This is a genomic window from Ligilactobacillus salitolerans (genome assembly GCF_003864415.1).
Classification (GTDB): domain Bacteria; phylum Bacillota; class Bacilli; order Lactobacillales; family Lactobacillaceae; genus Ligilactobacillus; species Ligilactobacillus salitolerans.
Window position 1 is genome coordinate 100,292 of sequence record NZ_BFFP01000002.1, and the last position, 22,285, is coordinate 122,576.

A 22,285-nucleotide genomic window follows, 5' to 3' on the forward strand; every position below is an offset into this window, starting at 1 on the left:
ACTCACTCACTTAATGGCATTAACATCCACCTGTCACCGTGGTATGTATAATTTTATCATTGCTCATAGTGACGAGGGGCAAGGAAAATCCATCAGCCGGTACCTAATCATCAAAAATCGTTTCTCTTTGATCCACGGCCAGCCCAAAGAAGGTCAACACTATGATCACAACCAGTAAAATGGACAAAGGCAGCGTCCAAGAGCCGGTGATGTGCTGCAAGTAGCCAAAACTAACGGGACCGATCGCCGCAAGCACGTAACCAACTGCTTGTGCCATCCCAGAAATGTCTCCTGTTTGTTCAGGTGTCGAGGTTTTGAGGCTAAATAATGCCATCGTCAAGCTGAAAGCAATATTTGAAGCTGCCCCCAAAACAATCACTATCACGACAGTTAAGCCGAAACTGGCAGTCGGAACCATCAATAATCCAATTCCGGCTAAAAAGCTGACCGTCATTGTCAAAATAATGCCCCGCACACGTTTGAAACGGTAAGCTAAAATCGGAACAACATAGCTCGGGACCAACGAAGCCAGCTGCATCAATCCAAATAATTGGCTCGCCTCGCCCTGTGAAAGACCGTGGGCTACCAAGATCGATGGGACCCAGGTCAAGGTTGTATAAAACAATAGTGACTGCAAGCCCATAAATAATGAAAGATACCAGGCACCACGTGCTTTCCAGACCGAGCTGCCGCCTTTTTTGCCAGCCTTTGCCCGGTGCATGCCTTTAAGTGCCGGCAGCCAAAATACCATCCCGATCAGAGCTAAAAGTGAAATACTTTGCATTGCTTTTTGCCAGCCGAACCGTTGAGCCATGACCACACTCTGACCCGAAGCCAAGGCGCTAAACAGCGTCATCGAAAAAGTATAGAGACTAGTCATAACCCCTACCCGTTGCGGATATTTCTGGGCGATCGTGACGGGCATCAAAACATTTAAAACTGCGATCGAAAGACCGATCAGCATCGTTCCCCCTAAAAGCCAGGCGGTTGAAAAGACGCGGAAATAATTACCTACTGCTAAAATTAACACTGCTAGAAACATGACTAATTCATTGCCGTATTTTCTGCCTAACTGTGGGACAAAGGGTGAAAAGAAGGCAAAGCATAAAAGCGGAATGGTTGTAATACTGCCTAGAAGGCCGGCTGGGACTCCCAAACTATGCTGAATGCTGCTTAACAGCGGCGACACCATTCCGATCGGTGTCCTCATTACGCCTGCAAACAAAATGATCCCTATGATCAAGATTTTTCCCTGTTTTCTCACATCAATTTCCTTTCTCCTCAAAAAAAACAGAATCTTGCCCTGTTTTTTGAATTGCTCTCTTAATTTTGGTCAAAATAATTGACCTGCTCTACTGCCAGCGGGTCAAAGCCTTGCTTTCTGCTAATTTTCTACCCACCTCTGCCCCACCAGATCAGGCATTGCTGCCGTCAAGAACTGTCTGGCAAAGTCATGGTCATAGATCCAACGGTTGATCTGCTTTTTTTCCAAAAGCAACGGCATCCGATCATGAACTGCCGCCACAGCTTGGTTAGGCTGGGTCGTCAAAATAATACTCCGGTCTTGACCGGAAAATTGGCCGTAAAAGCCGGCTAGATAAAGCGGCTGTGCTTTGGTTTGATAATTGAACCAGACTTTTTCCTTTTGCTTGGTCCACTCAAAAAAACCGGTCGTTGGATAAACGCAGCGCATCGCAGCAAAGCTCTGCGCAAACATCCGCTTATCCTGCACCGTTTCGGCACGCGCATTGATCAGCCGTTGGCCTTGGCTAAAACCAGGGAAACCCCATTCCATCGCAACGACTTGGACTTGTCTTGCCCCCGCTACGATCACTGCTGTCTGATCACCAGGAAAAACTTCACCGACTTTGGGCGCAAACCCCGCCTGATCAGCTAGATCATAGATCCGGGCAATTTCTGGACTTTTTTCAGGTTCAAACAGATAACGTCCGCACATGCTTTCACCCCGCTAACTTTAGTCAACCTCTTGGACAATAATTTGCTGCTCTTCTAAGATTTTTTTGACGGTGTCTGGGATCTGCTGGTCAGTGATGATCTGGTCTGTTTCCTCAAAGGAAGCTAATTTGACCAGACTAAACTGGCTAAATTTAGTTGAGTCGCTCAAAATGATCAACTGTTGGGCATTCTGGGCCATCGCCTGCACAATATCAGCACGCATGATGTCCCGCCCGTAAAAGCCGTTGCGCTCATCGAAACCATCCATGCCAATAAAGAGCCGCCCTACCTGAAAGTTTTTCAAAACATCTTTAGCAATCGGGCCAACTACCACCTCTGATTCAGGCTGATATTTGCCGCCCAACACGAAAACCTCAATATTAGAATATTCAGACACAAAGTCTGCAATAAAGTACGAATTAGTAATTACAGTCACATGCTTACCCTGCTTGCCTAATTCTTGCACGAGTAAAGCACACGTCGACCCGGACTCTACCATGATCGTTTCCTGTTCATTGATCAGCTCACTTGCCGCAAGGGCAATCTTTTGCTTGATCTCATAGTTCTGGGCGAGACGATAATTCAGTTTACTCGGGTTATTAATGATCGCAAAGCCGTGTTTTCTGACCAAGAGCCCCTTGGCTTCCAGTTCGGACAAGTCCTTACGCACAGTGACCTTTGAAACATTTAACATCTCGCTTAAATCTTTGACAGCAATTTTTTGCTTCTGATTCACAATGTTGAGCAGCTGATCAATTCGTTTTGTTGTCATAAAACTCAACCTCCATGCCAACATTCTAACATATATGTCCAGCAAAATCGCAAGTTCATCCCTTAGAGTCTGCTCGTTTCAGCCTTCTCGAACCGCCTTATTTCAAATTAAATGGCAAAAGTGTATAATCAAAGCGATAAAGCAAGGGAGGTTTTTTCTTGTTCACATTCGCTAACCGTCACTTCACACTGTCATCAAGCTTGACGATCGGGTTCGTGGCGGTCATTTTAATCGGAGCAGCACTGTTGACACTTCCGATCGCCACGGTTGATGGGGTCGAATCATCGTTTATTACTGCTCTTTTTACATCGACCAGTGCAACCTGTGTAACTGGATTGACCTTAGTTCATACCGCCACCTATTGGTCTTTTTTTGGGCAATTCGTGATCATGATGTTAAGTGAGATCGGCGGCTTAGGTTTCATGACTTTCATGGTCTTAATGTTTACTACTGCCCGGCGGAAGTTACGTCTTTCAACTCAGCTGCTCGCACAAGAATCGTTGAACCTGCAGCATCTTTCCCAGATCCGCTTGGTCAAATTGATCGTGAATCTGTCACTCGGGATCCAGGGGCTGGGTGCATTGCTGTTATTTTTTGACTTTTATCCAAAATACGGCTGGCTAAAAGGTCTTTGGTACAGTGTCTTCCATTCAGTCTCAGCCTTTTGTAATGCTGGTTTTTCTTTGTTTGACAACAGCATCAGCGATTTTCAAAATAATACCTATGTTTTAACTGTCCTGGGGTTACTGATCTTAAGCGGTTCTGTCGGCTTTTTGGTGTGGCGGGACCTGTTAACTTATCCTAAAAGGCATCATCTTTCCCTGCACACCAAACTTTCTTTGCGAACTGGAGCAGTGATCACAACTTTGAGTATTATCTTGTATTGGTTTACTGAAAGCGGATTCGCCAACATCACACCAGGTGCATCTACTTTTCACAAAGTTGTCAACACGATTTTTATGGGAGTTACACCTAGAACGGCAGGTTTGACCACCTTTGATTACACTAACCTGTCGCTAGCAGGGATCTTTTTAACGATGCTCTTGATGTTCATTGGGGGCACTCCCGGTTCGACTGCTGGCGGGATCAAAAGTACCACAATCGGGCTCTTAGCGATCCAGACCTGGGCGACATTGCGCGGTCAGCATGACGTCGTCTTCAGCAACCGCCGTTTTCCGCGTGAAAATATTTATCGCGCGCTGACCTTGGTCGTCGTAGGCTTAACGATCGTCGCTGCTGCAACTTTCTTTTTATGCATGACGCAGCCGTTGACCAAGAAAATGGGCCTTGAATACATTATTTTTGAAGTTCTCGCTGCCTTTGGAACGACTGGGATCAGCTTGGGACTAACAGAACATTTGACCTTGCTTGGCAAAATTATTATCATGCTGATGATGTTCATCGGCAGGGTCGGAATTTTCAACGTGATGTACACTGTCCTCAACGCCCATAGCCACCAAGCAGACATTAGGTATCCAGAAGAAAGTGTACTGATCGGTTAGGAAACAATCAAAAAGGAGTTGTCACGGTAAGTTATGGATAAATTTCGCAAGAAAAACACTGTCACCCGTGCCGATGAAAATTATGCGATCATCGGGCTGGGAAAGTTCGGCGGTGCCTTGTGTCGGGAATTGGCCGCTGCACACCAAGACACATTGGCGATCGACACTAAAGAAAAACTAGTCAATAAATACATGAACGTCGCAAATAAAGCTGTGATCGCTGACGCTCAAGATGAAGAAGCGCTGCGCAAACTAAACATCGCTTCCTTTGACCATGTCTTCATTACCATCGGTTCAGACATCCAAGCTAGTGTTCTTTCGGCGCTGAACTGCAAAGACCTAGGTGTCAAAGACTTGATCTGCAAGGCCCAAGACCGCAGTCATGCTCGGATCCTCGAACGGATCGGAGCCGATCAGATCGTCCAGCCGGAATCTGACATGGCCAAGCGGATCATCATGCACCACCGGCAGCCGCATATCATTGATTACTTGGATCTAAGCGCCGATGTGACCCTGGCAGAAGTCCAAGTCACTAATAAGAAGTACACCGAACGTACCTTAGGGGAGCTTTCCTTGCGCAACAAGTTCGATGTCAATGCGATCGCGATCATTCAACAAGATAACGTCAACGTCTACCCCGAAGCCCGCAGCATTATTCATTTCGGTGACACACTAGCCGTGATCGGGTCGGTTGATGCAGTCAATAAATTTGACGAAAAATTTAATTCTCAATAACTATCTGTCAAGCCCTGCACGTCTTTTTGAAAGGCGTGTTTTTTTGGACTCAAATACCCCTTGGAGACTGCTTAGCAGAAAGCAAGGGGCTTTGTTAACACAAATTCTATTTTGATCACTAGTCATCTTTGGGTATTTTTCGCACCCCAGTCTGTTTTTCCAGGTAAAGATCCGGGTGGCTGCGTTTAAACCAATCAAAGTAAGTTGAAACTAGGACTTTAAGCACTGCATACCCTGGGACCCCTAAAATAACTCCGACCAAGCCTAAAATCTTGCCAGAAACTAGGAGGACAAACAGGACCGTTAAAGGATGAAACTTCATACTGTTGCCTAAAATCAGCGGAGAGACTAGTCTGCCTTCCAGAGTCTGCTCGATCACAAAGACCAAGAGGACCTTGATCAGCATAAAAGGCGAAGTGAAAAGTCCGACTGCCACAGCCGGAACCATCGCCAAGAACGAACCCAGATATGGGATCAGGTTCAAAAGGCCTGCGATGATCCCCAGCAGCAAGGCAAATTTAAGCCCAATCACTAGATAACCGATCCAAAACATGACTGCCACGAAGAAAGCCACTCCCAGCTGACCGCGAATGTAATTACTCAGTTGAGTATTGACGTTTTTAAACACCCGTTTCAAACCCAAACGATACCTATTCGGAAAGAACCCCACCAAATAATCCGGCAAGTTGTGTCCGTCTTTCAGCAAATAAAACAAAACCAGCGGGAAAGTCACAATAGAAATTGCGACTGACGCTACACGGGAGATAATGTTACTGATCGAATTCAGCGATTGCGGCAGTAAGCCGGCAGCTTTTCCCGGCTTGAAAAGATTACCCAGTTCACTGTTAAACGAGCTCAATTTATTTTGCAGGTCTTTAACACCGCTGGCTGAAAATAAACCTAAGACAAAGTCTTCAAGTTTCTGCCAATATTCTGGCCAGTTTTCCAGCAGATCCGTGATTTGTTTTTGGACTAACGGGATCAAAGAGCCGATCCCCCAAGCAAGCAAAGCTGCCAAGATAATAAAAATCATGGTTACGACCCAGACTCGTTTAATGGGGAACTTTTTTTCACACCAATCGACCAGCGGGTTGAGAATGTAGTAAAAAACACCGGCCAAGATCAGCGGTAAAGCCACTGTGTTTAAAATTACGAGCAACGGACTGAAGATCCACTTCATCTTGCTGAGTGTCAAAATAACCAGGGCAATCAGTAAAACCACAGTCAAAGAAATGGCTAAGCGGCTGTTGATGATCCAATAAAAGAACCAGGAACTAGACCATTTGCCCGCTTCGCTTTTTTTACTATTTTTTGGGTCATTTTCTGCCATGAAGTCTCCCCCATTCCACCAAGTTTATTCAAAGTATTCTAGAATTATATTACATTGTTTATTTTACACACAATTTCACCGACCGTCATTAAATACGAACGCAAAAAAATAAGTTCCCAGTAACCGGCTGGGAACTCTTGTGTGCATTACTTTACATCAATTGTGACGCGATTAATTTTTTATACCGGTCATATCCAGTACAGTTTCATTATACATTGCTCAACAGCAAAAGTCGAAAATTAAGTCAGATAATTTTTCGGCCAAATCACACTTACCGTGCGAAATCAGTAAGGATCTGCTGCATCATGTTATTAACGGCATTCGCATACATCCCGCCAAATTTATCGAGGTGGATCATTAAGAGATAAAAGCTGTAAAACTTCAATCTTTGTTGATAGCCTTCATCAAGCGGATAAGCGGCCTGGTAAGCTGAGTAGAACTCTTGATCATAGGCACCAAAGACTAAGCTGCATCCCAAGTCAAACTCGCGATCACCATAAAAAGCAGAGGGATCGATCAATGCTGGACTGCCGTCTGCTAAAAACATGTGATTTCCACCCCAAAAATCACCATGCAAGAGACTTGGCCGGCTCTGGTGTTTGTCCAAAGCATCTGTGATCGCCTGCCGAACGCGGACATAAATATCCAATTCGGACTTGCCCCATAATTTTTTCTCGACTAAAGCATCGCGCAGCTGATCTAAGCGTTGATCAACAAACAATTCGCGCCAAGTGTCCGTCCACGTGTTCGCAAAAGTCATACTGGACCCTTCATAGGGCTGAGAAAAACCAAACTTGTGGTTCGAGCTAACTGTCCGGTGCAACTTGGCCAGCAAGCGGCCTACATCAGCTTGTTTTCCTTGCCCACTTTCCAAATAACTTAATAAAAGATATGCATCCCCATCGATTTGTCCGTTAGCGATCACTTCCGGCGCAGCGACTTTGGCTGCGGCAAATGCCTTTAGTCCGGCGATTTCACCGCTATAAAAATCCGCAGTCCTTTTTTCTTGCACTAACAAAAAATAGGGACAATCCGGGGTTTCGATCCGATAAGCTTGATTAACATCGCCGCCTGCTAAAGGGGTGACCCCACTGATATTTTCCAGCGGCAGCTGCGAAAGCCATTGTTGCTCTAGCACATCACATCACCATACTTTCTACCATACTTGACCAATTTCTGTTGTCTTCTTCCCTTAGACTGGGACTGCAAATGGCCCTTTTTCTTTATTTTCTCTCTTCTTTTTTCGCTCCTTAAGCTTCTTTTTAGCTTCATTGTACACATCTTTAGGTGAAGGGACTTTGAATCTAACGAGCAGCATCATACATCATCTTCTCCCACACTCTTTTCCAAACTCTCTGTTGTACACTAAAAGCAAGCTTTCACTCTTGCTCACTGCGAAACTATCATCTTTAGCTTAATTTTTCAAGTCATTCTGCCCATGACTTAAGTTTATTTCTCAGCAAATCCCGACTTTTTTGCTCAACAAATTAGTCTGCTGCCCCCGAAAAGCTGGTTTTAGGCTTATAATGACATTATTAACTGGCAGCTTGATATAGCCAATCTAAACCTAGAAAGGTCTTGTTTCTCTGATGTTAAAAAAAGACGGCTCTCTAACTGTGAGCGGTGATATTTTCTTTTTACTAATTTCGATCCTGCTCAATTCTTTCGGCAATGCGCTGACAGTCTCACTCAACTTAGGGAGTGCCTTATGGACTGCATCTTCAGTCAACCTCTCCCACCTGTTAAATTTCAGTCTGACTGGGATCTTGTTCTGGGAGGGGGTCGCAGTTGTTCTCTCCAATGCACTGCTTTTACGCCGCTTTGACCTGCAGCGTATTTTAGGCAACTTCGTGTTCATGCTGCCGTTCAGCTACCTCGTTGGGATGTTAGCAGATCTCCTTTCTACCACCGGACTCAACCAGCTGCCGCTCGTCGTTAAAATCTTGCTAGACTTGACTGGGATCTTATTTATTGCCGCCGGAGTTTCGATCTATCAGCGGGTCAACTTGATCTTGCATCCTAACGATGACTTCATGCAGATAATTCGTTTCAAATTTTTGCACGGCAACGCTGCTAAAGCTCAAACAGGTTCATTTCTGGTCCCAGTGTGCTTGATCATCATCTGTGTGATCTTAAACCGCGATATTTGGGCGATCAATATCGGGACCGTCTTTTCGTTTCTCTTCCAAGGCTATTTCGTCGGGGTCGCAGACAAAACAGTTTTCCCCAAACTACACCATCAAAGATTAAGCCTCGGGAAATAACTGGCCTGTTTGGCTGCTTAATTGTCTGTATAGGGCGTATTGTATGCTTTTATTAGCCAAATGATTTACAATAATTGATACAGATATTAGTGAGTAAAGGAGTACAATTTATGTTTCGAGGATTTTATAGCCTGCTCGATATAGACCAGCAATTATTGGTTCGGATCGTGATGTTTTTTTACCGCCACAACATTTCTCACATCACGACCACGGAACTGCGAATGCAGCTTAATATCAGCACCTACCAGGCAAATTTTGCTTGTCAACAATTGCACGAAATTGGAGCGGGCGATGATCATTTTGACTTCACTTATGATAAGGAAGCAGGTTTGACTTTAGCAGGAGTCACGACCCAAACAATCGAGTTTTTAACCGTCCTGCTCGCCAAAAAATCTCTCACACTAAAGGTCCTGCTCAATGGAAGCCTAGGGATCGGCGGTTCACGGGCTAACTTTTTAAAAAACTATGGGGTCAGCCAATCAACTTACTACCGGATCAGACACAAGATGTCTGAAAATATTAAAGTTGATTTTCCAATTGTCCAGATCTCAAATGAGATCGAAGCTCGGGCTATCCTCCAGCACATCACCTTTTTCTTTTTTGCCAGCGGAGAATTTCCTTTTAATGAATACCGCGAACAAATCACAGACACCCTAAATTTCGTGACTCGTAACTGGAACCTTGACCTCACCAACTCCGAGCGTAAAGAAGTTACATATTTTATGGCAGTCCAATTATTTCGGATCAAAAATCGACGCAAGATCTTAACTGCAAAAGATGATTTACTGCTGCCACCCACTGATCTTAAATTTCAGCGGGCACAGAAATACCTGCAAAAAAACTGGGAATTGACCGAAGAACAAGCTTATCATGAAGCCATGATTTTTAACACCTACCTCATCGTTTATGATGACAGCCTGCACAATAAACAAGCCTTGTTAAAAAGGGATCCGGAAATTGAACAGCTGACCGAGCAGCAACTTCATTTTACCGAAGCACAACTGCACATCAAGGATTGCCGGCGTGAATTTCCTGAATTTTACTGCTATTTGCGTAAAATCAACGTCAAGTCACTTTCGCCTTTCTTTTTCATTAATACTTATATCGATGCTGCTACGATCTCAGGTCTAAAACATTCTTATCCGCTGATCAATGTTTTAGCATCGCATTTTGTCAAATTACGCCGTAAGATCCAAGATCCGCAGATCTCCGAAACTTCATCTTTACAACTTTACTACCATTACTCGCTCTTATTACTGACCGCGATCCCGAATTCCGCCTATAATGATCAGATCCACATCGTTGCCGATTTTTCGACTGGCAGAATTTTCACGCGTTATATCCAACAGCAGCTTAAAAAAATGACAGAAGCCAACATCGTGATCGATACAAAGCTTGACAACGGTACTGACCTGTACTTATCTGATAAATACGATGTCAGCGTCAAAAATGACCAGATCACCTGGAACTGTCCCCCAACTTCGCAAGACTGGAATGCTTTAAAAAGTGTCGTAATTCAAAAAAGAATGCAAAAAAATAAGGAGGTCCAGAATTAACTGGTCCTCCTTATTTACCCCCAAAAAACATTTAAATCAGGAATATAAAAGCGAACGGCACACTTTTTATAAGTATATTTCCAAATCAAGTACAAATTACTCTAAACGTACCTTTTCATCTATATTTCCGGAATAGCCCTAAAGCCTTGCTGAACTATTTTATGCTACGATTAAAAAATCTTTGCTAAGAAACTATATCAATAGTATAGCGGATTATTGGCATGATTTTTTTTGTTTTAAAATTTTTATTATCAAAATTTTGCACAACCTTTAAAATAAATGACAATAATTTGAGGTTACTAACTATCCTATTCAATTTTGAATAATTTAAGTTGAACTTTCACATTTTTTGATAATTTTGACCGTTAGCGCCTTGTTTCTTAGTAAAAACTCATCCATTTCTTTACTAAGCAAGAGAAAAATTTGGTCAAAAAAACAGCACTCCGCCGACAAAAAAAGCTAAGTGCTGTGCAAATTATTTAGCTGTACTATTAGTTAATCCCTGTCGCGGCCGCCGCCGAAAAGTAAGATCAACCGCAGTAACTGGAGGAATGTTGCTAAAGAAGCAGCAACATAGGTCAGTGCGGCAGCGAACAAAACTTTCTTGACCATCGGTACTTCCTCAGCCGTCAAAAGCCCACCTTCAGACAAGATCCTGACCGCACGTGCCGAAGCGTTAAATTCTACTGGCAAGGTCACCAACTGAAACAGCAATGCAAATGAAAAGAGGAAAATCCCTAAGTGGATCAAAGTCTGGTTAAAACCCAAGACCAGTCCAATCAAAATCAAAGGCATTGAGAGTGTCGAACCTAGATTGGCAACTGGCACCAACCCGGTCCGTAACCGCATTGGCCAATAATGAGCAGCATCCTGGACTGCGTGCCCGCATTCATGGGCAGCGACTCCGATAGCAGCGACAGACTGTGAATCAGCTGTTGCGTCCGAAAGATTCAGTGTCTTATTGCTCCCGTTGTAATTATCGGTTAAATCACCCTGGACCCGCTGAACAGAAACATCGGTGATCAGCGACTGCTGCAAGATATACTTCGCAGCATCCGTCCCCGTCACACCTTTTTGCGAGCGGTACTGGTCATACTTTTTAAAGGTTGAGTTCACATAGCTGGAAGCCGCCATGGAGAGTACTAACCCCAGAATGACCAAAATATAAGTTGGATCAAAAAAACCGTAGTATGGCATTCAGTTCACCTTTCTATCATCTTGTTAATAGCGTAAGCCCTAAAAATCTATCATTAGCATAGCAAGAAAAGGCTTTAATGGCAATGATGCACGCCTAGTTTGACCAACTTTTACCTTTTATTAAGCTCTTGGTTCTTAATCCCATTCTTTGACAGCTTCAACGCTATAATTCTCGCTTCCGCTCAACAACTGTGAAACACAGCAACGCTTTTCTGTCTCGGCAACTAGCTGAGAAGCCTGGTCAAGATCCACACCTGGGACACAAATTTGAGCATGAACTAAGAACTCATAGTGGGCTCGTTCGCCGATATAGGTGATCTTGGCCCTCACTTTGGACGTATGCTTGAGCCCGTGTTCCTTTTCGACAGCCTGCATTGTTGCCTCCAGGCAAGTACACAGTGACATGCCCAGTAATTGCTCTGGGTTAGTCCCTGGATGGTCATTTAAAGGACTGCTTGTAGCAACTTTCAGACCATCAGCCACGAAAGCGTGGCCTTCTAGCCCTTCTTCGTTATAAGTTTCGGTTGTATAGAGCGCTTTTTGCCAGCGCGGATCATTCTTCATTTCAAAAACTCCTCATATCAAAAAATTAAACGTTGGCTTTTAAGCCAAGATTTAGTGACTTTGGTCAACTGCTATCGGTTTGCGGCTCCTGTAGTCAACTACATTGAAAGACTGCGCCCAAATAGTCATATTTTGGTTGGTCTTTGGCATAAAGACCAGCCAATTGCTCCTCTTTCGGTTGGTCTTTGACTTAAACACCAACCGATTACTCCTCTTTCGGTTAGTCTTTGGCTTAAACACCAACCGATTACTCTTCTTTCGGTTGGTCTTTGGCTTAAACACCAACCAATTACTGCTCTTTAAAGGTTATCCTAGAACTAGCCTTTCAAACCAAGCAAGAACCAGCCTAACACGCCTAATACTAACAAGCCTAACAAGTTGACCTGCAAGAATACTTTAAAATACCTGGGACTTGGTTCGCTGGCACGGGCATAATATTCGCGGTAAGCCAGTAAGTTCGCTAACGATGCGATCAAAGTGCCCAAACCTCCGATATTGACTCCTAAAAATAAGGCATAGGCATGGTGAGTGTATGGTGCTAGTAAAATTGCCGCTGGCACATTACTGATCACCTGACTGGTTGCTAAACCGCTGAGATAGGTCACCGTTTGACTGTGACCAATTAATTGCATGAAGTCATGGATCGCTTGAAAACGGCTCAGATCACCAACGGCGATAAAAAACATGATAAAAGTCAACAACAGTCCATAATCGATCCGTTTAAAAATTTGGGGATCGACTAGCCAAACGACACTTACTGCTGCTGCCAACATTACGAACTTCGGGACCAACGAAAAGATCCCTGCGACCACAAGTACCGTCCCCACCAACGTCACACCAAGTTTACTCCATTTAAGAGACAAAGACGGCAACTTGATCTCAGTCACGGGTGTCGAGGGGATCTTCAGTGAAAAAAGTCCTAATAAAACCAAACTGGCTAATACGATGGGAAGCGACATTTGTAAAAAATCCAGCAGACTTAAATGGAAATGATTCAGTAAAAAAAGGTTTTGCGGGTTACCAAAAGGTGTTGCCATACTGCCCAGGTTAGCAGCCATGTTGACTAAAACTACCGGCAAGATCACCGGCAAGTCGATTTTTCTAGCAACCAAAATTAAAATTGGCGTGACAGCGATGATAGCCGCATCGTTAGTTAGAAACATCGCTGAAAAGAAGGCAACTGCCACTAAGACTTGGACCAGCCACCGTTTATTTTTAGCCTTCCTGGTCAGCCAGGCGGCTCCATAGCTCAAGACCTCAAGCCTTTCATAGGTTGCAACAAGGGCCAGCATGGCTGCAAGAGAGCTGATCGTTTGCCAATCGATATCTGAAACTTGCGGTCGGCTAAAGACCATGCTTAACACAGTTACTGTGAAAGCCACTAAAAACATCTTGTCACGACTAATTTTCTTTAAAACACTGCTCACTTTTTTCACCTCGGCTGCACCCTGACCTTGAACTTGCTCTCATGCAGCCTTTCTTTTTAAATTTAAAAAACCCCGAGAGTTTTCACTTTCGAGGCTATCATTTCGATTGTACAGATCCTGCTAGTCTTCTACAGCATCTTTGACGTCTTCTTTAACGTCTTGGGCTTTATCAGCCACAGTTCCTTTAGCTTCTTGGACAGCACCTGCAACCTTATCGCTAGTATCTCCGGTCAGGTCGCCTTTGACTTGTTTAACTTTACCAACGACCTCATCGCTGGCATGTTCAAGACGTTCTCTGAGCTCTTCAACTGTGTCTTCATCTTTCAACAACAAATAACCTAGAATTGCGTTAGCTGTTAAACTAACACCTAATAAGAACTTTTGCATACTAGAGCACCTCCATTGTTTTAATACCAAATTGATTATACACTAAGCTTCACTAAAATGTAATCGGGAACACTTATCATCTTTCCAACTGATGTCAGCAATTCCTAACTCAAATATAACAAAACCCCATAGCCATTGCCAAGCAATAACTACAGGGTCTGCTGCTCTCAAGATCCACTAAGAGTGTTATTTGTTCAAATAAATATAGAGACGATCAGAGGAAATGCCAATACTAAATGCTACTCCGTTGGAATGGATCGTTTTGGCAGTCGTCTTGGTGGACTGTTTAGAGTCCGATTGTTTCTTAAATTGTTTCATCACAGCTTGAGGGTCGGCGCCGACGCTGGATGAGATCAAAGCAAATTTAGTAAAGAAAGTTTTTGCCTGCGCCTTATCCTTGATCGCCTTCACAGGAACTGCCAAAACCAAAGCGTTGACTTGGTCACCCTTCACGTTAGCCCGTAACAAAAAGTCCTGCTGATCAACCAGGTTATGGATCCCAGCTTGAGCAGAATTTGGCAGCTGATCACCCTTCACTGCTTTCTTGGCCTGAGCCAATTTTGGCTGAAGTGCAGCCTGCTGTTGCTGTAATGCCGCTGCTTGCTGCTGCAATTTCTGACCTGCTGTTGCCTGTTTTTGCAATTCAACTGCTGCGGTGCTGTCGCCTTGGGCTAATGCCTTCTTAGCAGCGGCGACTTTTTGCTGCACCAACTGGCTTTGTTTTTTGAGCTGCTGGCCTTTTTTGCCTAATGCAGCTAAAGTCTGCTGATCTTTGCTGGAAAGATGAGTCATCACCAGTCCTTGGTCATAGCTCTGCTTGATCGCGGCATATTTTCCCAGTGCTTTGACCTTGCCGACAGTCACAGTTTCTTTCTGTGAACCGGCGGTCAAATGAACCGTCTGTTTCTTAGTTTGCACTGGAACCATCACTGTAAAAGCAGATTGTTTCACTTTGACAGTTTTTTTGTTCCCGTCATCGATCTGGTAAGTCACATGATCTTGATTTGTTTCTCCTTTGACCGTGACAGCCAAACCATCAGCTTTTAAATGTTGATCTGAAACCGAAAGCCGATCGCGGCCGCATCCAGCTAGGAGTAATGTGACTGCAAGAAACGCCCCGGCGATCCCACTAATTTTTTTCATTTGCACATCTCTCCTTCACTAAAATGACAAGCCGCTGGCAAACTGACTGTTATAAAGGTCAGCATAAAATCCATCCTGGTCTAACAACTGATCATGCGTTCCTGTTTCAACAACAGATCCGTGATTCATCACGATAATGTTGTCAGCATTTTGAATCGTTGACAGCCGGTGGGCAACGACGAAACTAGTCCGGTCTTTTAAGAGTCGTTCCATCGCATGCTGGATATGCACTTCAGTCCGCGTATCAACGGAACTGGTAGCTTCATCCAAGATCAAGATCTCAGGGTCAGCCAAGAAAGCTCGAGCGATCGTGATCAGTTGTCGCTGTCCTTGGGAAACATTGGATCCTGACTCATTCAAAATAGTGTCATAACCTTGAGGAAGAGTACGAACGAAGTGATCGACGTGCGCTGCTTTGGCAGCAGCCATGATCTCTTCATCAGTTGCATCTTCGCGGCCGTATTTGATGTTATCATAGATTGTTCCAGAGAAGAGCCAGGTGTCTTGTAAGACCATCGCAAAATGCTGCCGCACTTTTTCACGGTCAAGGTCACGCGTATCGACACCCTTCATCCGAATACTGCCTCCGCTGATATCGTAGAATCTTTCCAGCAGATTGATGATCGTCGTCTTGCCGGCACCGGTTGGACCAACGATCGCCACCTGCTGCCCCGCTTTAACTTCCAAATTATAGTCTGTCAGCAGCAATTCTTTGCCCTGGTATCCAAATTGAACATGCTTGAGTTCGATCAAGTTATCGGAATTCTCAACTGGGCGATCAGCCTTAGTCTCTTTCATTTCTTCCTCGTCCATCACTTCAAAGATCCGTTCTGCTGAAGCGATCGTAACTTGGATCGTGTTCATGAGGTTAGCCATCTGAGAGATCGGCTGAGAGAACTGATTCATGTACTGTAAGAAAGCCTGGATGTTCCCCAAGGTCACTGACCCGTTGGCAACTTGAACCCCACCGATGATCGCTACGAAAACATAGCCGATATTATTCAAGAAAGTCATCAGCGGCATCACGATCCCTGAGACAAATTGAGCTTTCCAAGCGGATTTGTAATAATTTTCATTTTCCTGCTTAAATGCTTTGATCGTATCTGCTTGTTTATTGAAGCTTTTCAAGACTTGCTGACCAGAAAAGTTTTCTTCTACCTGGTCATTGATCAAGCCCAAACTTTTCTGCTGAGCTGCAAAGTACTTCTGTGACTTAGGTGCTACGACCCCGACAACGAGCGCGCTGACTGGCACCGTGATCAAAGCGATCAGTGTCAGCTTCCAGCTGATCGTAAACATCATCCATAATGTTCCGACGAACTGGACAACAGACGTCACTGCTTGGGTCAAGTTCTGCTGCAAGATCCCAGCCACGTTATCCATATCATTGACCGCCCGACTCATAATGTCACCGTTGCTATGAGTATCATAGTAGTTCATCGGCAACCGGCGCATCTTGCCTTTTAGGTCTTTACGCATCTTATACACAGTATTCTGTGAAATGTAAGTCATGATCAACTGCTGGAAGAAAGAGAAGAGCGCAGCTGCTAGGTACATCAGAATTACGATCAGCACGATGTGCAAGATCTTATCATAGTTGATCGGGAGTTCACGCAGGTCAAAACCAGCCTTTTGTTCAGAAGTCCCCTTCATCACGCCCTTATAGATCTCAGTCGTTGCTTTCCCCAAAACCTTAGGTGTCCGGATCTGGAAAATCACACTTGTAATTGCCAAGATCATAACAACGATCAAACCAAAGATTCGATTGGACATATAGCTCAGTAAGCGCCGTGTCGTTCCCCAGAAGTTCTTAGCCTTACGCTGTCCTACCATTCCATGTGGTCCACGAGCCATTATGCCTCATCTCCTTTCTTGATCTGTGAACTAATAATTTCTTGGTAAACTTCGTTAGTTTCTTTTAATTCATCATGCGAGCCTTTTCCGACCACCTTGCCTTCATCCAAAACAAGGATCGTATCTGCATCGGCTACCGTTGCGATCCGTTCTGCAACGATCACAATGATACTTTGCTGCATGTGTTCATCAGCCTGCAAAGCTTGTCTTAAAACTGCATCAGTCTTAAAATCCAGTGCAGAGAATGAATCATCAAAGATATAAACGGCTGCCTGCTTAACTAAGGCACGAGCGATCGTCAAACGTTGGCGCTGACCGCCTGAATAGTTATCCCCGTTTTGTTCAACGATTTGGTCTAAGCCATCTGGATTTTCAGCTACAAAATCTTTAGCCTGGGCGATCTCTAAAGCATGCCAGATCTCATCATCGGTGGCATCAGCCTTGCCAAATTTAAGGTTGTCCCGCAAAGTTCCGCGGAATAAAACTGCCTTTTGCGGCACGAAAGATACCATGGAGCGCAGATCTTCCAACACATATTTTTTGACGTCGCTGCCATCCAGAGAAACTGAACCGGTCTCAGCATCATAAAAACGCGGGATCAGGTTAACTAATGAAGACTTACCCGAACCTGTACCGCCAATGATCGCAACCGTTTGGCCGCTTTTTGCAGCAAAATCCACATTGACGAGGGCTTTATTTTCCGCGTTGGCATAGCGGTAATCAACGTGCTCAAAGACCAATTGATGTCCGCCGGGTGTATTGTCAGCTTCGATCGGTGCAGTTTCTTCTTTTAATGTAGTCTGCAAATCGAAGATCTCTTGAATACGTTTAGCAGAAGCTTGGGCTCTTGGGATCAAGATAAAGATCATTGATAACATCATGAAGCTCATCAAGATCTGTGCAGCGTAAGTCATAAATGCAATTAAATTACCAACTTGCATCGCTTGAGCTCCGATCAGTTTCGAACCAAACCAGATGATCGCCACGTTGGTCCCGCTCATGATCATCTGGATCACTGGGAAAGCAAAGGCCATGATAACATTGACGTTAATAGCATTCTTGGTGAAATCCTGGTTGGCATCTTCGAAACGGTCTTGCTCAAATTGATCTTGGCGGAAGGCACGAATTACACGCACCCCTGTCAATCCTTCACGAAAGACCCGGTTTAAGCGGTCGGTCTTGGTCTGCATTGCCTTGAATTTCGGGACTGCCAAAACAAGCAGGATGCCCATGAAAAGTAATAAGATAGGTAAAACGACCAAGAAGATCAAAGTCAGCTTATGGTCCTTGTTATAGGCTAAAAAACTTGCCCCGATCAGCATGATCGGTGCCATGATCATCATACGCAACATCATAATGTACACATTTTGGATCTGGATCACATCGTTAGTTGTCCGTGTGATCATTGATGAAGTTTCGATCTGGTCATATTCATCATTGGACATATTGATGACCTTACTATAAATATCATTCCGCAACCTTGACCCCATCTTCATTGAAGCCTTGGAAGATAAGAAGACGTTGCAGACCGCAGCAATGATCGTCAACAAGGAAAAGCCGATCATTTTCATTCCGACTTTCCAGATATAATCGATATCACCGTTCACAACACCGTTGTTCACAATATCAGATGTTAAACTAGGCAAATTCAGGTTCGCGATCACTTGAATGACCATAAATATGACCGCACCAAAAACGACCCAGGGTGACATCCTCCCTTTAGCGAGTTTAAACACCACTATTACCCCTTTCAAAAACTGCTATTTTTTACTAAAACTCAATCTCTGCTATTGTTCTATTCTCTGTCATGCTGCTCTTTGATCTCCTTGATCCTTTGCAAATGTTCCCAGGGATCATCGCAATACGGACCATCTTTTGCAGTTTCCGGCAGGTCGGCTCGCATCACATTACTCAGTTTGCCTAAAATACTGATCAACTGTGTCCTTTCAGCCGAGGTTAAATGCTGAAAGAGTTCAATGTTATGACTTTCAGAAATTTTCTTGGCAGCTGCAGCTCCTTTTTCCGTTAACTCGATCATCATGATCCGCCGGTCTTCTTTTGAAGGAAAGCGCTGGATCAAAGCACTTTTTTCGAGCTTGCGCAACAGCTCCCCTAGCGACTGCGGCCGAATAGACAAGACACGGATCAATTCCTTTTGCGACATTAAGGGTTTCAGATCTAGAACTGCTAGGATCCGTCCCTGCCCACGTAAAAAATTGCCGTATTTTCCAATTTTTTGGTGCTTTAAGTCCGTATAACGTCGAAACAATTTGCTGAAAATAATAAACTGCTCAGTTAATTCATCCATTAAAACACCTGACTTCCTCTAAAATTATCACTTAGCTGGCCACACAACTCCAGTCAAAAAAAGCAGCTAACCATATGTAGCTTTTCCATTGAACAAAGCATTGAATTGCCGGCGCAAATGAAGCAATATTAAATATACTACAGGTACCTTACTAATTTGTCAACGCTTGTTTTTCATTTCATTTCAGAAAATTGATGCACAAGTGAGAAAATGTTTCTTCCACATCAATTGCTTGAGTTTAATTGCGCGTCAGATGGACTTGGCATCCAGGGTAAATTTCAAAAAAACTGGTCTTTCTTACAAAAGAGGAGCGAAAAATATTCACCCTCTGACACCTAAACCAAATCATTATGCTTTTAGTCAACAGTGGTCCAGAAGATTTTTACTTTGCATACCAACAATTCACCAGCAAAAATACAACTCAGCTCAAGGAAGAGCTTGAGACAAAACAGCCAACTTCTTTTCTGTTTATTGTGACCTAAATTTGGTTGTGTCAAATTGAAAAATAACTAAAAACGTGTTAAATTAGTATTAGAAAACGCATCCAAAAATTCGCAACAGATATCTGATATCTTGATGTAATATATCAATTTACACATAAAGTTAACCTTTCAATAATCTGAGGAGTGATAATGATGGAACGTGCTGTCCAGAATATCAATAATATGATCACTGAACTAGACCAAGTCCAAAAAAATATCCAGGGTCTCATTGCGACCCTTAAATTCGAGCAAAAAGCTCTGCGTGCTCCATTAGAAAAAATCGTCAATGACCTTGATTCACTGATCGACCTCGAGTATGATATCTTCCTGCTCAACAGCGGGGATTATTCCACCGCAGTCAATGACCTAACTTTCACCGACCAGTACCTTGACCTGGTCATCTCCCACTTGATGCATCTCCAAAGAAACACAAAAATCAAGATCAGCCGGAACCAAGATGAAACGATCAGCGCGATCAATAAACACCTAATGCACATTCAAGGTTCCTTAATGATCGTCTTGAACCAATTCAAAACCGATGAAGAACGTTAGCGCCCCAACCTCCTCAATTTCTTAATTCAGCTTGCTTCTCTTTCAACAGCCCAATTGCTAATGCCTTTTATTTTATCCTTGCCTGGCCCAGTGTTATATTGAAGGTGAAACGTTGCCAAGACGTGAATTCAATTAAGGAGTGAGCAAAAGATGGCATACAAGACGACCTATCCCTATACAGGTGAAGTTTTAAAAGAATATGACAACCAGACCGAAGCAGATCTAGAATCAGCCTTAGCGACTGGCGACCTGCTTTACCATGAATGGCGTGATTCTCCCGTTGCTGACCGCGCGCAGATCCTGCACAAGATTGCACAGAAAATTACCGCGAACCGGGACGACTTAGCCAAGGCCATGACTTATGACATGGGTAAATTATTTACGGAAGCTCAAGGTGAAGTTGATCTTTGTGCTGCAATCGTGGAATATTATGCCCAAAATGGCGAGAAGTTTATGGCACAAGTGCCGCTGGAAAGTCCGGCTGGTCGTGCTTACTATGTTAAGCAAGCGACTGGTGTGATCGTGGCAGTGGAACCATGGAACTTTCCGCTCTATCAAGTCGTGCGGGTCTTTGCGCCGAACTTTATCGTTGGGAACCCGATGATTTTAAAGCACGCCTCGATTTGCCCGACCTCGGCGCAAAAATTTGCTGACCTCGTGCTTGAAGCCGGAGCTCCTCAAGGTGCTTTGACTAATCTCTTTATCTCTTACGATTTGGTGGCTAAAGCGATCCACGACCCGCGTGTCGCAGGAGTCTGCTTGACTGGTTCTGAAAGAGGCGGTGCTTCTGTTGCTAGAGAAGCAGGGGATGCCCTCAAGAAATCCACGCTCGAACTTGGCGGTAATGATGCCTTCATCATCTTAGATGACGCCGACTGGGATGAAGTCAAAAAAGTCGCACCCGGTGCCCGTTTGTATAACGCTGGCCAGGTCTGCACCTCATCCAAGCGTTTCATTGTGATGGCTGACAAGTACCAGGAATTCTTAGAAGCCTTAAAGGATGCCTTTTCAAAAGCCAAAGTCGGCGACCCGATGGATCCTAAGACAGACGTCGCTCCTCTTTCTTCCAAGAGTGCCCAAGAAAAATTGAAGAAACAAGTTGATAGCGCCATCGCTGGCGGTGCCACCTTGGTTTACGGCAACGGTACCCTTGACAGCCCGGGCTTCTTCTTCCAGCCGACGATTTTAACTGACATCACTAAAGATAACCCGATTTATAACCAAGAATTATTTGGCCCTGTTGCTTCTGTCTATAAAGTCAACTCTGAAGAAGAGGCAATTAAATTGGCCAATGATTCAAGTTACGGCTTAGGCAACACGATTTTCTCCAGCAACCGTGAACATGCACAAAAAGTGGCTGCTCAGATCGAAACCGGGATGTCCTTCATCAATTCTGGCTGGACCTCGCTGCCTGAACTACCATTTGGCGGTGTCAAGAACTCGGGCTATGGACGTGAGTTGAGTCAGTTAGGACTCGATGCCTTTGTTAACCAGCACTTGGTCTTTGAACCAAACGAATAAAAAATGTTTACCAAAAAACGACCGTCCTGCTATCTTGGCAGGCGGTCGTTTTTGAATACTGCAACAAAATTAGCGGCGCAAGTAACGTTCATCATGGTCATTATTTTTAAAGTCATCACGGTAACGCTCCACACGTAAATGCAGGTCATACTTTTCACGCAGTGCGGCCAGCTCTTGCATCATTTCTGAGGCATGGTGTAAGTCTAAAGCTGACTGATCTTCCCAGCTGTCGATCAATAATACAGTTTCTGGATCAGCTAGAGGGACAAAGTAATCATATTTGAGGTTCCCTGGTTCCGATTGGATCCGCGCCACGATCCCAGAACTAACCATCTCTTCAGCAAATTTGCGCGCAGCTCCATTTTGACCAGTGTAATACAAATTAACGGTCAAGCTCATCATTTCACCCCTTCTCTCATTTTGATTCTCTTAACATTATCTTTAATTTTAGCATGGTTCCATGATTCTTGCCGAAAATCCCGTCAGTTGTAAGTGGCCGTTTTTAGTTGGTCACTTTCTTTCGCTCAATTTCCCAAGAATTCTGGCAAAGTAATTGTGAATTAAAAAATTTACTTCTAACTTCTTGCTTGTATCCTTATCCAGATAATTTAACTTGTTTTAGACTCCTTTTCTTCTCTTTGTTTGGGGGGTGGGGCTTGAGAGCTCTCAAGCCCCACCCCCCAAACAAAGGCTTTATACCATGTATCTCTTACCGTGGAATTCGACCTTGCCAAC

At 44.1% G+C, this 22,285-nt stretch carries 21 protein-coding genes; 6 read left to right on the forward strand and 15 right to left on the reverse strand.

Annotated features, from left to right (window positions below; all coding sequences use genetic code 11):
* Positions 1–103 precede the first annotated feature (103 nt).
* From LFYK43_RS01200 to LFYK43_RS01210, 3 genes are all read right to left on the reverse strand, one after another.
* Positions 104–1,264 (reverse strand): CynX/NimT family MFS transporter, encoded by a 1,161-nt coding sequence (locus LFYK43_RS01200; protein WP_229717866.1) that lies wholly within the window; start codon positions 1,262–1,264, stop codon positions 104–106.
* A gap of 120 nt (positions 1,265–1,384) precedes the next feature.
* Positions 1,385–1,957, reverse strand: a complete 573-nt coding sequence (locus LFYK43_RS01205; RefSeq protein ID WP_124974607.1) for an SOS response-associated peptidase — start codon at positions 1,955–1,957, stop codon at positions 1,385–1,387.
* 18 nt (positions 1,958–1,975) lie between these two features.
* Positions 1,976–2,728, reverse strand: coding sequence for a DeoR/GlpR family DNA-binding transcription regulator (locus LFYK43_RS01210; RefSeq protein ID WP_124974609.1), 753 nt, complete (start codon positions 2,726–2,728; stop codon positions 1,976–1,978).
* 158 nt (positions 2,729–2,886) lie between these two features.
* On the opposite strand from LFYK43_RS01210, the gene LFYK43_RS01215 reads away from it, so the two are divergent.
* Both LFYK43_RS01215 and LFYK43_RS01220 read left to right on the forward strand, forming a co-directional pair.
* A complete protein-coding gene (locus LFYK43_RS01215) occupies positions 2,887–4,230 on the forward strand; it encodes a TrkH family potassium uptake protein (RefSeq protein ID WP_124974611.1) in 1,344 nt (447 codons plus the stop codon).
* Positions 4,231–4,263: 33 nt separating this feature from the next.
* Positions 4,264–4,965 carry a potassium channel family protein gene (locus LFYK43_RS01220; protein ID WP_124974613.1) on the forward strand — a complete coding sequence of 234 codons (702 nt, stop codon included), beginning with the start codon at positions 4,264–4,266 and terminating at the stop codon, positions 4,963–4,965.
* A 118-nt stretch (positions 4,966–5,083) separates the two neighbouring features.
* Here LFYK43_RS01220 and LFYK43_RS01225 read toward each other — a convergent pair whose 3' ends face one another.
* The 3 genes from LFYK43_RS01225 to LFYK43_RS12935 form a co-directional block, all read right to left on the reverse strand.
* Positions 5,084–6,295, reverse strand: coding sequence for an AI-2E family transporter (locus LFYK43_RS01225; RefSeq protein WP_124974615.1), 1,212 nt, complete (start codon positions 6,293–6,295; stop codon positions 5,084–5,086).
* Positions 6,296–6,566: 271 nt separating this feature from the next.
* Positions 6,567–7,433 carry a fructosamine kinase family protein gene (locus LFYK43_RS01230; protein ID WP_124974617.1) on the reverse strand — a complete coding sequence of 289 codons (867 nt, stop codon included), beginning with the start codon at positions 7,431–7,433 and terminating at the stop codon, positions 6,567–6,569.
* Positions 7,434–7,487: 54 nt separating this feature from the next.
* The gene (locus LFYK43_RS12935; protein ID WP_268226824.1) at positions 7,488–7,616 is read right to left on the reverse strand and encodes a hypothetical protein; all 129 of its coding nucleotides are present in this window, start codon (positions 7,614–7,616) and stop codon (positions 7,488–7,490) included.
* Between the two features lie 268 nt (positions 7,617–7,884).
* On the opposite strand from LFYK43_RS12935, the gene LFYK43_RS01235 reads away from it, so the two are divergent.
* Positions 7,885–8,559, forward strand: a complete 675-nt coding sequence (locus LFYK43_RS01235) for a DUF6198 family protein (protein ID WP_124974619.1) — start codon at positions 7,885–7,887, stop codon at positions 8,557–8,559.
* 110 nt (positions 8,560–8,669) lie between these two features.
* On the forward strand, positions 8,670–10,115 hold the full coding sequence (locus LFYK43_RS01240) for a hypothetical protein (protein WP_124974621.1): 1,446 nt from the start codon (positions 8,670–8,672) through the stop codon (positions 10,113–10,115).
* 495 nt (positions 10,116–10,610) lie between these two features.
* Here the strand turns inward: LFYK43_RS01240 and LFYK43_RS01245 are convergent, their stop codons facing one another.
* From LFYK43_RS01245 to LFYK43_RS01280, 8 genes are all read right to left on the reverse strand, one after another.
* Positions 10,611–11,312, reverse strand: coding sequence for a zinc metallopeptidase (locus tag LFYK43_RS01245; protein ID WP_124974623.1), 702 nt, complete (start codon positions 11,310–11,312; stop codon positions 10,611–10,613).
* 135 nt (positions 11,313–11,447) lie between these two features.
* Positions 11,448–11,876, reverse strand: a complete 429-nt coding sequence (locus LFYK43_RS01250; RefSeq protein WP_124974625.1) for an OsmC family protein — start codon at positions 11,874–11,876, stop codon at positions 11,448–11,450.
* Between the two features lie 317 nt (positions 11,877–12,193).
* The gene (locus LFYK43_RS01255) at positions 12,194–13,312 is read right to left on the reverse strand and encodes an SLC13 family permease (RefSeq protein WP_229717867.1); all 1,119 of its coding nucleotides are present in this window, start codon (positions 13,310–13,312) and stop codon (positions 12,194–12,196) included.
* A gap of 111 nt (positions 13,313–13,423) precedes the next feature.
* Positions 13,424–13,690: a CsbD family protein gene (locus tag LFYK43_RS01260; protein WP_124974627.1), complete on the reverse strand. Its 267-nt coding sequence runs from the start codon at positions 13,688–13,690 to the stop codon at positions 13,424–13,426.
* A 186-nt stretch (positions 13,691–13,876) separates the two neighbouring features.
* Positions 13,877–14,833: a hypothetical protein gene (locus LFYK43_RS01265; protein WP_124974629.1), complete on the reverse strand. Its 957-nt coding sequence runs from the start codon at positions 14,831–14,833 to the stop codon at positions 13,877–13,879.
* Positions 14,834–14,851: 18 nt separating this feature from the next.
* Positions 14,852–16,687, reverse strand: a complete 1,836-nt coding sequence (locus tag LFYK43_RS01270; protein WP_124974631.1) for an ABC transporter ATP-binding protein — start codon at positions 16,685–16,687, stop codon at positions 14,852–14,854.
* On the reverse strand, positions 16,687–18,423 hold the full coding sequence (locus LFYK43_RS01275) for an ABC transporter ATP-binding protein (protein ID WP_124974633.1): 1,737 nt from the start codon (positions 18,421–18,423) through the stop codon (positions 16,687–16,689). The genes LFYK43_RS01270 and LFYK43_RS01275 overlap by 1 nt, the downstream gene beginning before the upstream one ends.
* 59 nt (positions 18,424–18,482) lie before the next feature.
* Entirely contained in the window at positions 18,483–18,995 is a 513-nt protein-coding gene (locus tag LFYK43_RS01280; RefSeq protein ID WP_124974635.1) for a MarR family winged helix-turn-helix transcriptional regulator, read from the reverse strand.
* Positions 18,996–19,627: 632 nt separating this feature from the next.
* Here LFYK43_RS01280 and LFYK43_RS01285 point away from each other — a divergent pair.
* Both LFYK43_RS01285 and LFYK43_RS01290 read left to right on the forward strand, forming a co-directional pair.
* Positions 19,628–20,029, forward strand: coding sequence for a hypothetical protein (locus LFYK43_RS01285; RefSeq protein ID WP_229717869.1), 402 nt, complete (start codon positions 19,628–19,630; stop codon positions 20,027–20,029).
* 150 nt (positions 20,030–20,179) lie between these two features.
* A complete protein-coding gene (locus LFYK43_RS01290) occupies positions 20,180–21,550 on the forward strand; it encodes an NAD-dependent succinate-semialdehyde dehydrogenase (RefSeq protein WP_124974637.1) in 1,371 nt (456 codons plus the stop codon).
* Positions 21,551–21,619: 69 nt separating this feature from the next.
* Here LFYK43_RS01290 and LFYK43_RS01295 read toward each other — a convergent pair whose 3' ends face one another.
* Positions 21,620–21,949 carry a putative quinol monooxygenase gene (locus LFYK43_RS01295; protein ID WP_124974656.1) on the reverse strand — a complete coding sequence of 110 codons (330 nt, stop codon included), beginning with the start codon at positions 21,947–21,949 and terminating at the stop codon, positions 21,620–21,622.
* Positions 21,950–22,285 lie beyond the last annotated feature (336 nt).

What these genes read in the sequence shown, in the direction of transcription:
- LFYK43_RS01235 (WP_124974619.1), top strand. Translation starts at nt 7,885, where the DNA reads ATGTTAAAAAAAGACGGCTCTCTAACTGTGAGCGGTGATATTTTCTTT.
- LFYK43_RS01220 (WP_124974613.1), top strand. Translation starts at nt 4,264, where the DNA reads ATGGATAAATTTCGCAAGAAAAACACTGTCACCCGTGCCGATGAAAAT.
- LFYK43_RS01270 (WP_124974631.1), bottom strand. Translation starts at nt 16,687, where the DNA reads ATGGCTCGTGGACCACATGGAATGGTAGGACAGCGTAAGGCTAAGAAC.
- LFYK43_RS01225 (WP_124974615.1), bottom strand. Translation starts at nt 6,295, where the DNA reads ATGGCAGAAAATGACCCAAAAAATAGTAAAAAAAGCGAAGCGGGCAAA.
- LFYK43_RS01210 (WP_124974609.1), bottom strand. Translation starts at nt 2,728, where the DNA reads ATGACAACAAAACGAATTGATCAGCTGCTCAACATTGTGAATCAGAAG.
- LFYK43_RS01295 (WP_124974656.1), bottom strand. Translation starts at nt 21,949, where the DNA reads ATGAGCTTGACCGTTAATTTGTATTACACTGGTCAAAATGGAGCTGCG.
- LFYK43_RS01240 (WP_124974621.1), top strand. Translation starts at nt 8,670, where the DNA reads ATGTTTCGAGGATTTTATAGCCTGCTCGATATAGACCAGCAATTATTG.
- LFYK43_RS01285 (WP_229717869.1), top strand. Translation starts at nt 19,628, where the DNA reads ATGATGGAACGTGCTGTCCAGAATATCAATAATATGATCACTGAACTA.
- LFYK43_RS01205 (WP_124974607.1), bottom strand. Translation starts at nt 1,957, where the DNA reads ATGTGCGGACGTTATCTGTTTGAACCTGAAAAAAGTCCAGAAATTGCC.
- LFYK43_RS12935 (WP_268226824.1), bottom strand. Translation starts at nt 7,616, where the DNA reads ATGATGCTGCTCGTTAGATTCAAAGTCCCTTCACCTAAAGATGTGTAC.
- LFYK43_RS01250 (WP_124974625.1), bottom strand. Translation starts at nt 11,876, where the DNA reads ATGAAGAATGATCCGCGCTGGCAAAAAGCGCTCTATACAACCGAAACT.
- LFYK43_RS01290 (WP_124974637.1), top strand. Translation starts at nt 20,180, where the DNA reads ATGGCATACAAGACGACCTATCCCTATACAGGTGAAGTTTTAAAAGAA.
- LFYK43_RS01245 (WP_124974623.1), bottom strand. Translation starts at nt 11,312, where the DNA reads ATGCCATACTACGGTTTTTTTGATCCAACTTATATTTTGGTCATTCTG.
- LFYK43_RS01260 (WP_124974627.1), bottom strand. Translation starts at nt 13,690, where the DNA reads ATGCAAAAGTTCTTATTAGGTGTTAGTTTAACAGCTAACGCAATTCTA.
- LFYK43_RS01265 (WP_124974629.1), bottom strand. Translation starts at nt 14,833, where the DNA reads ATGAAAAAAATTAGTGGGATCGCCGGGGCGTTTCTTGCAGTCACATTA.
- LFYK43_RS01280 (WP_124974635.1), bottom strand. Translation starts at nt 18,995, where the DNA reads ATGGATGAATTAACTGAGCAGTTTATTATTTTCAGCAAATTGTTTCGA.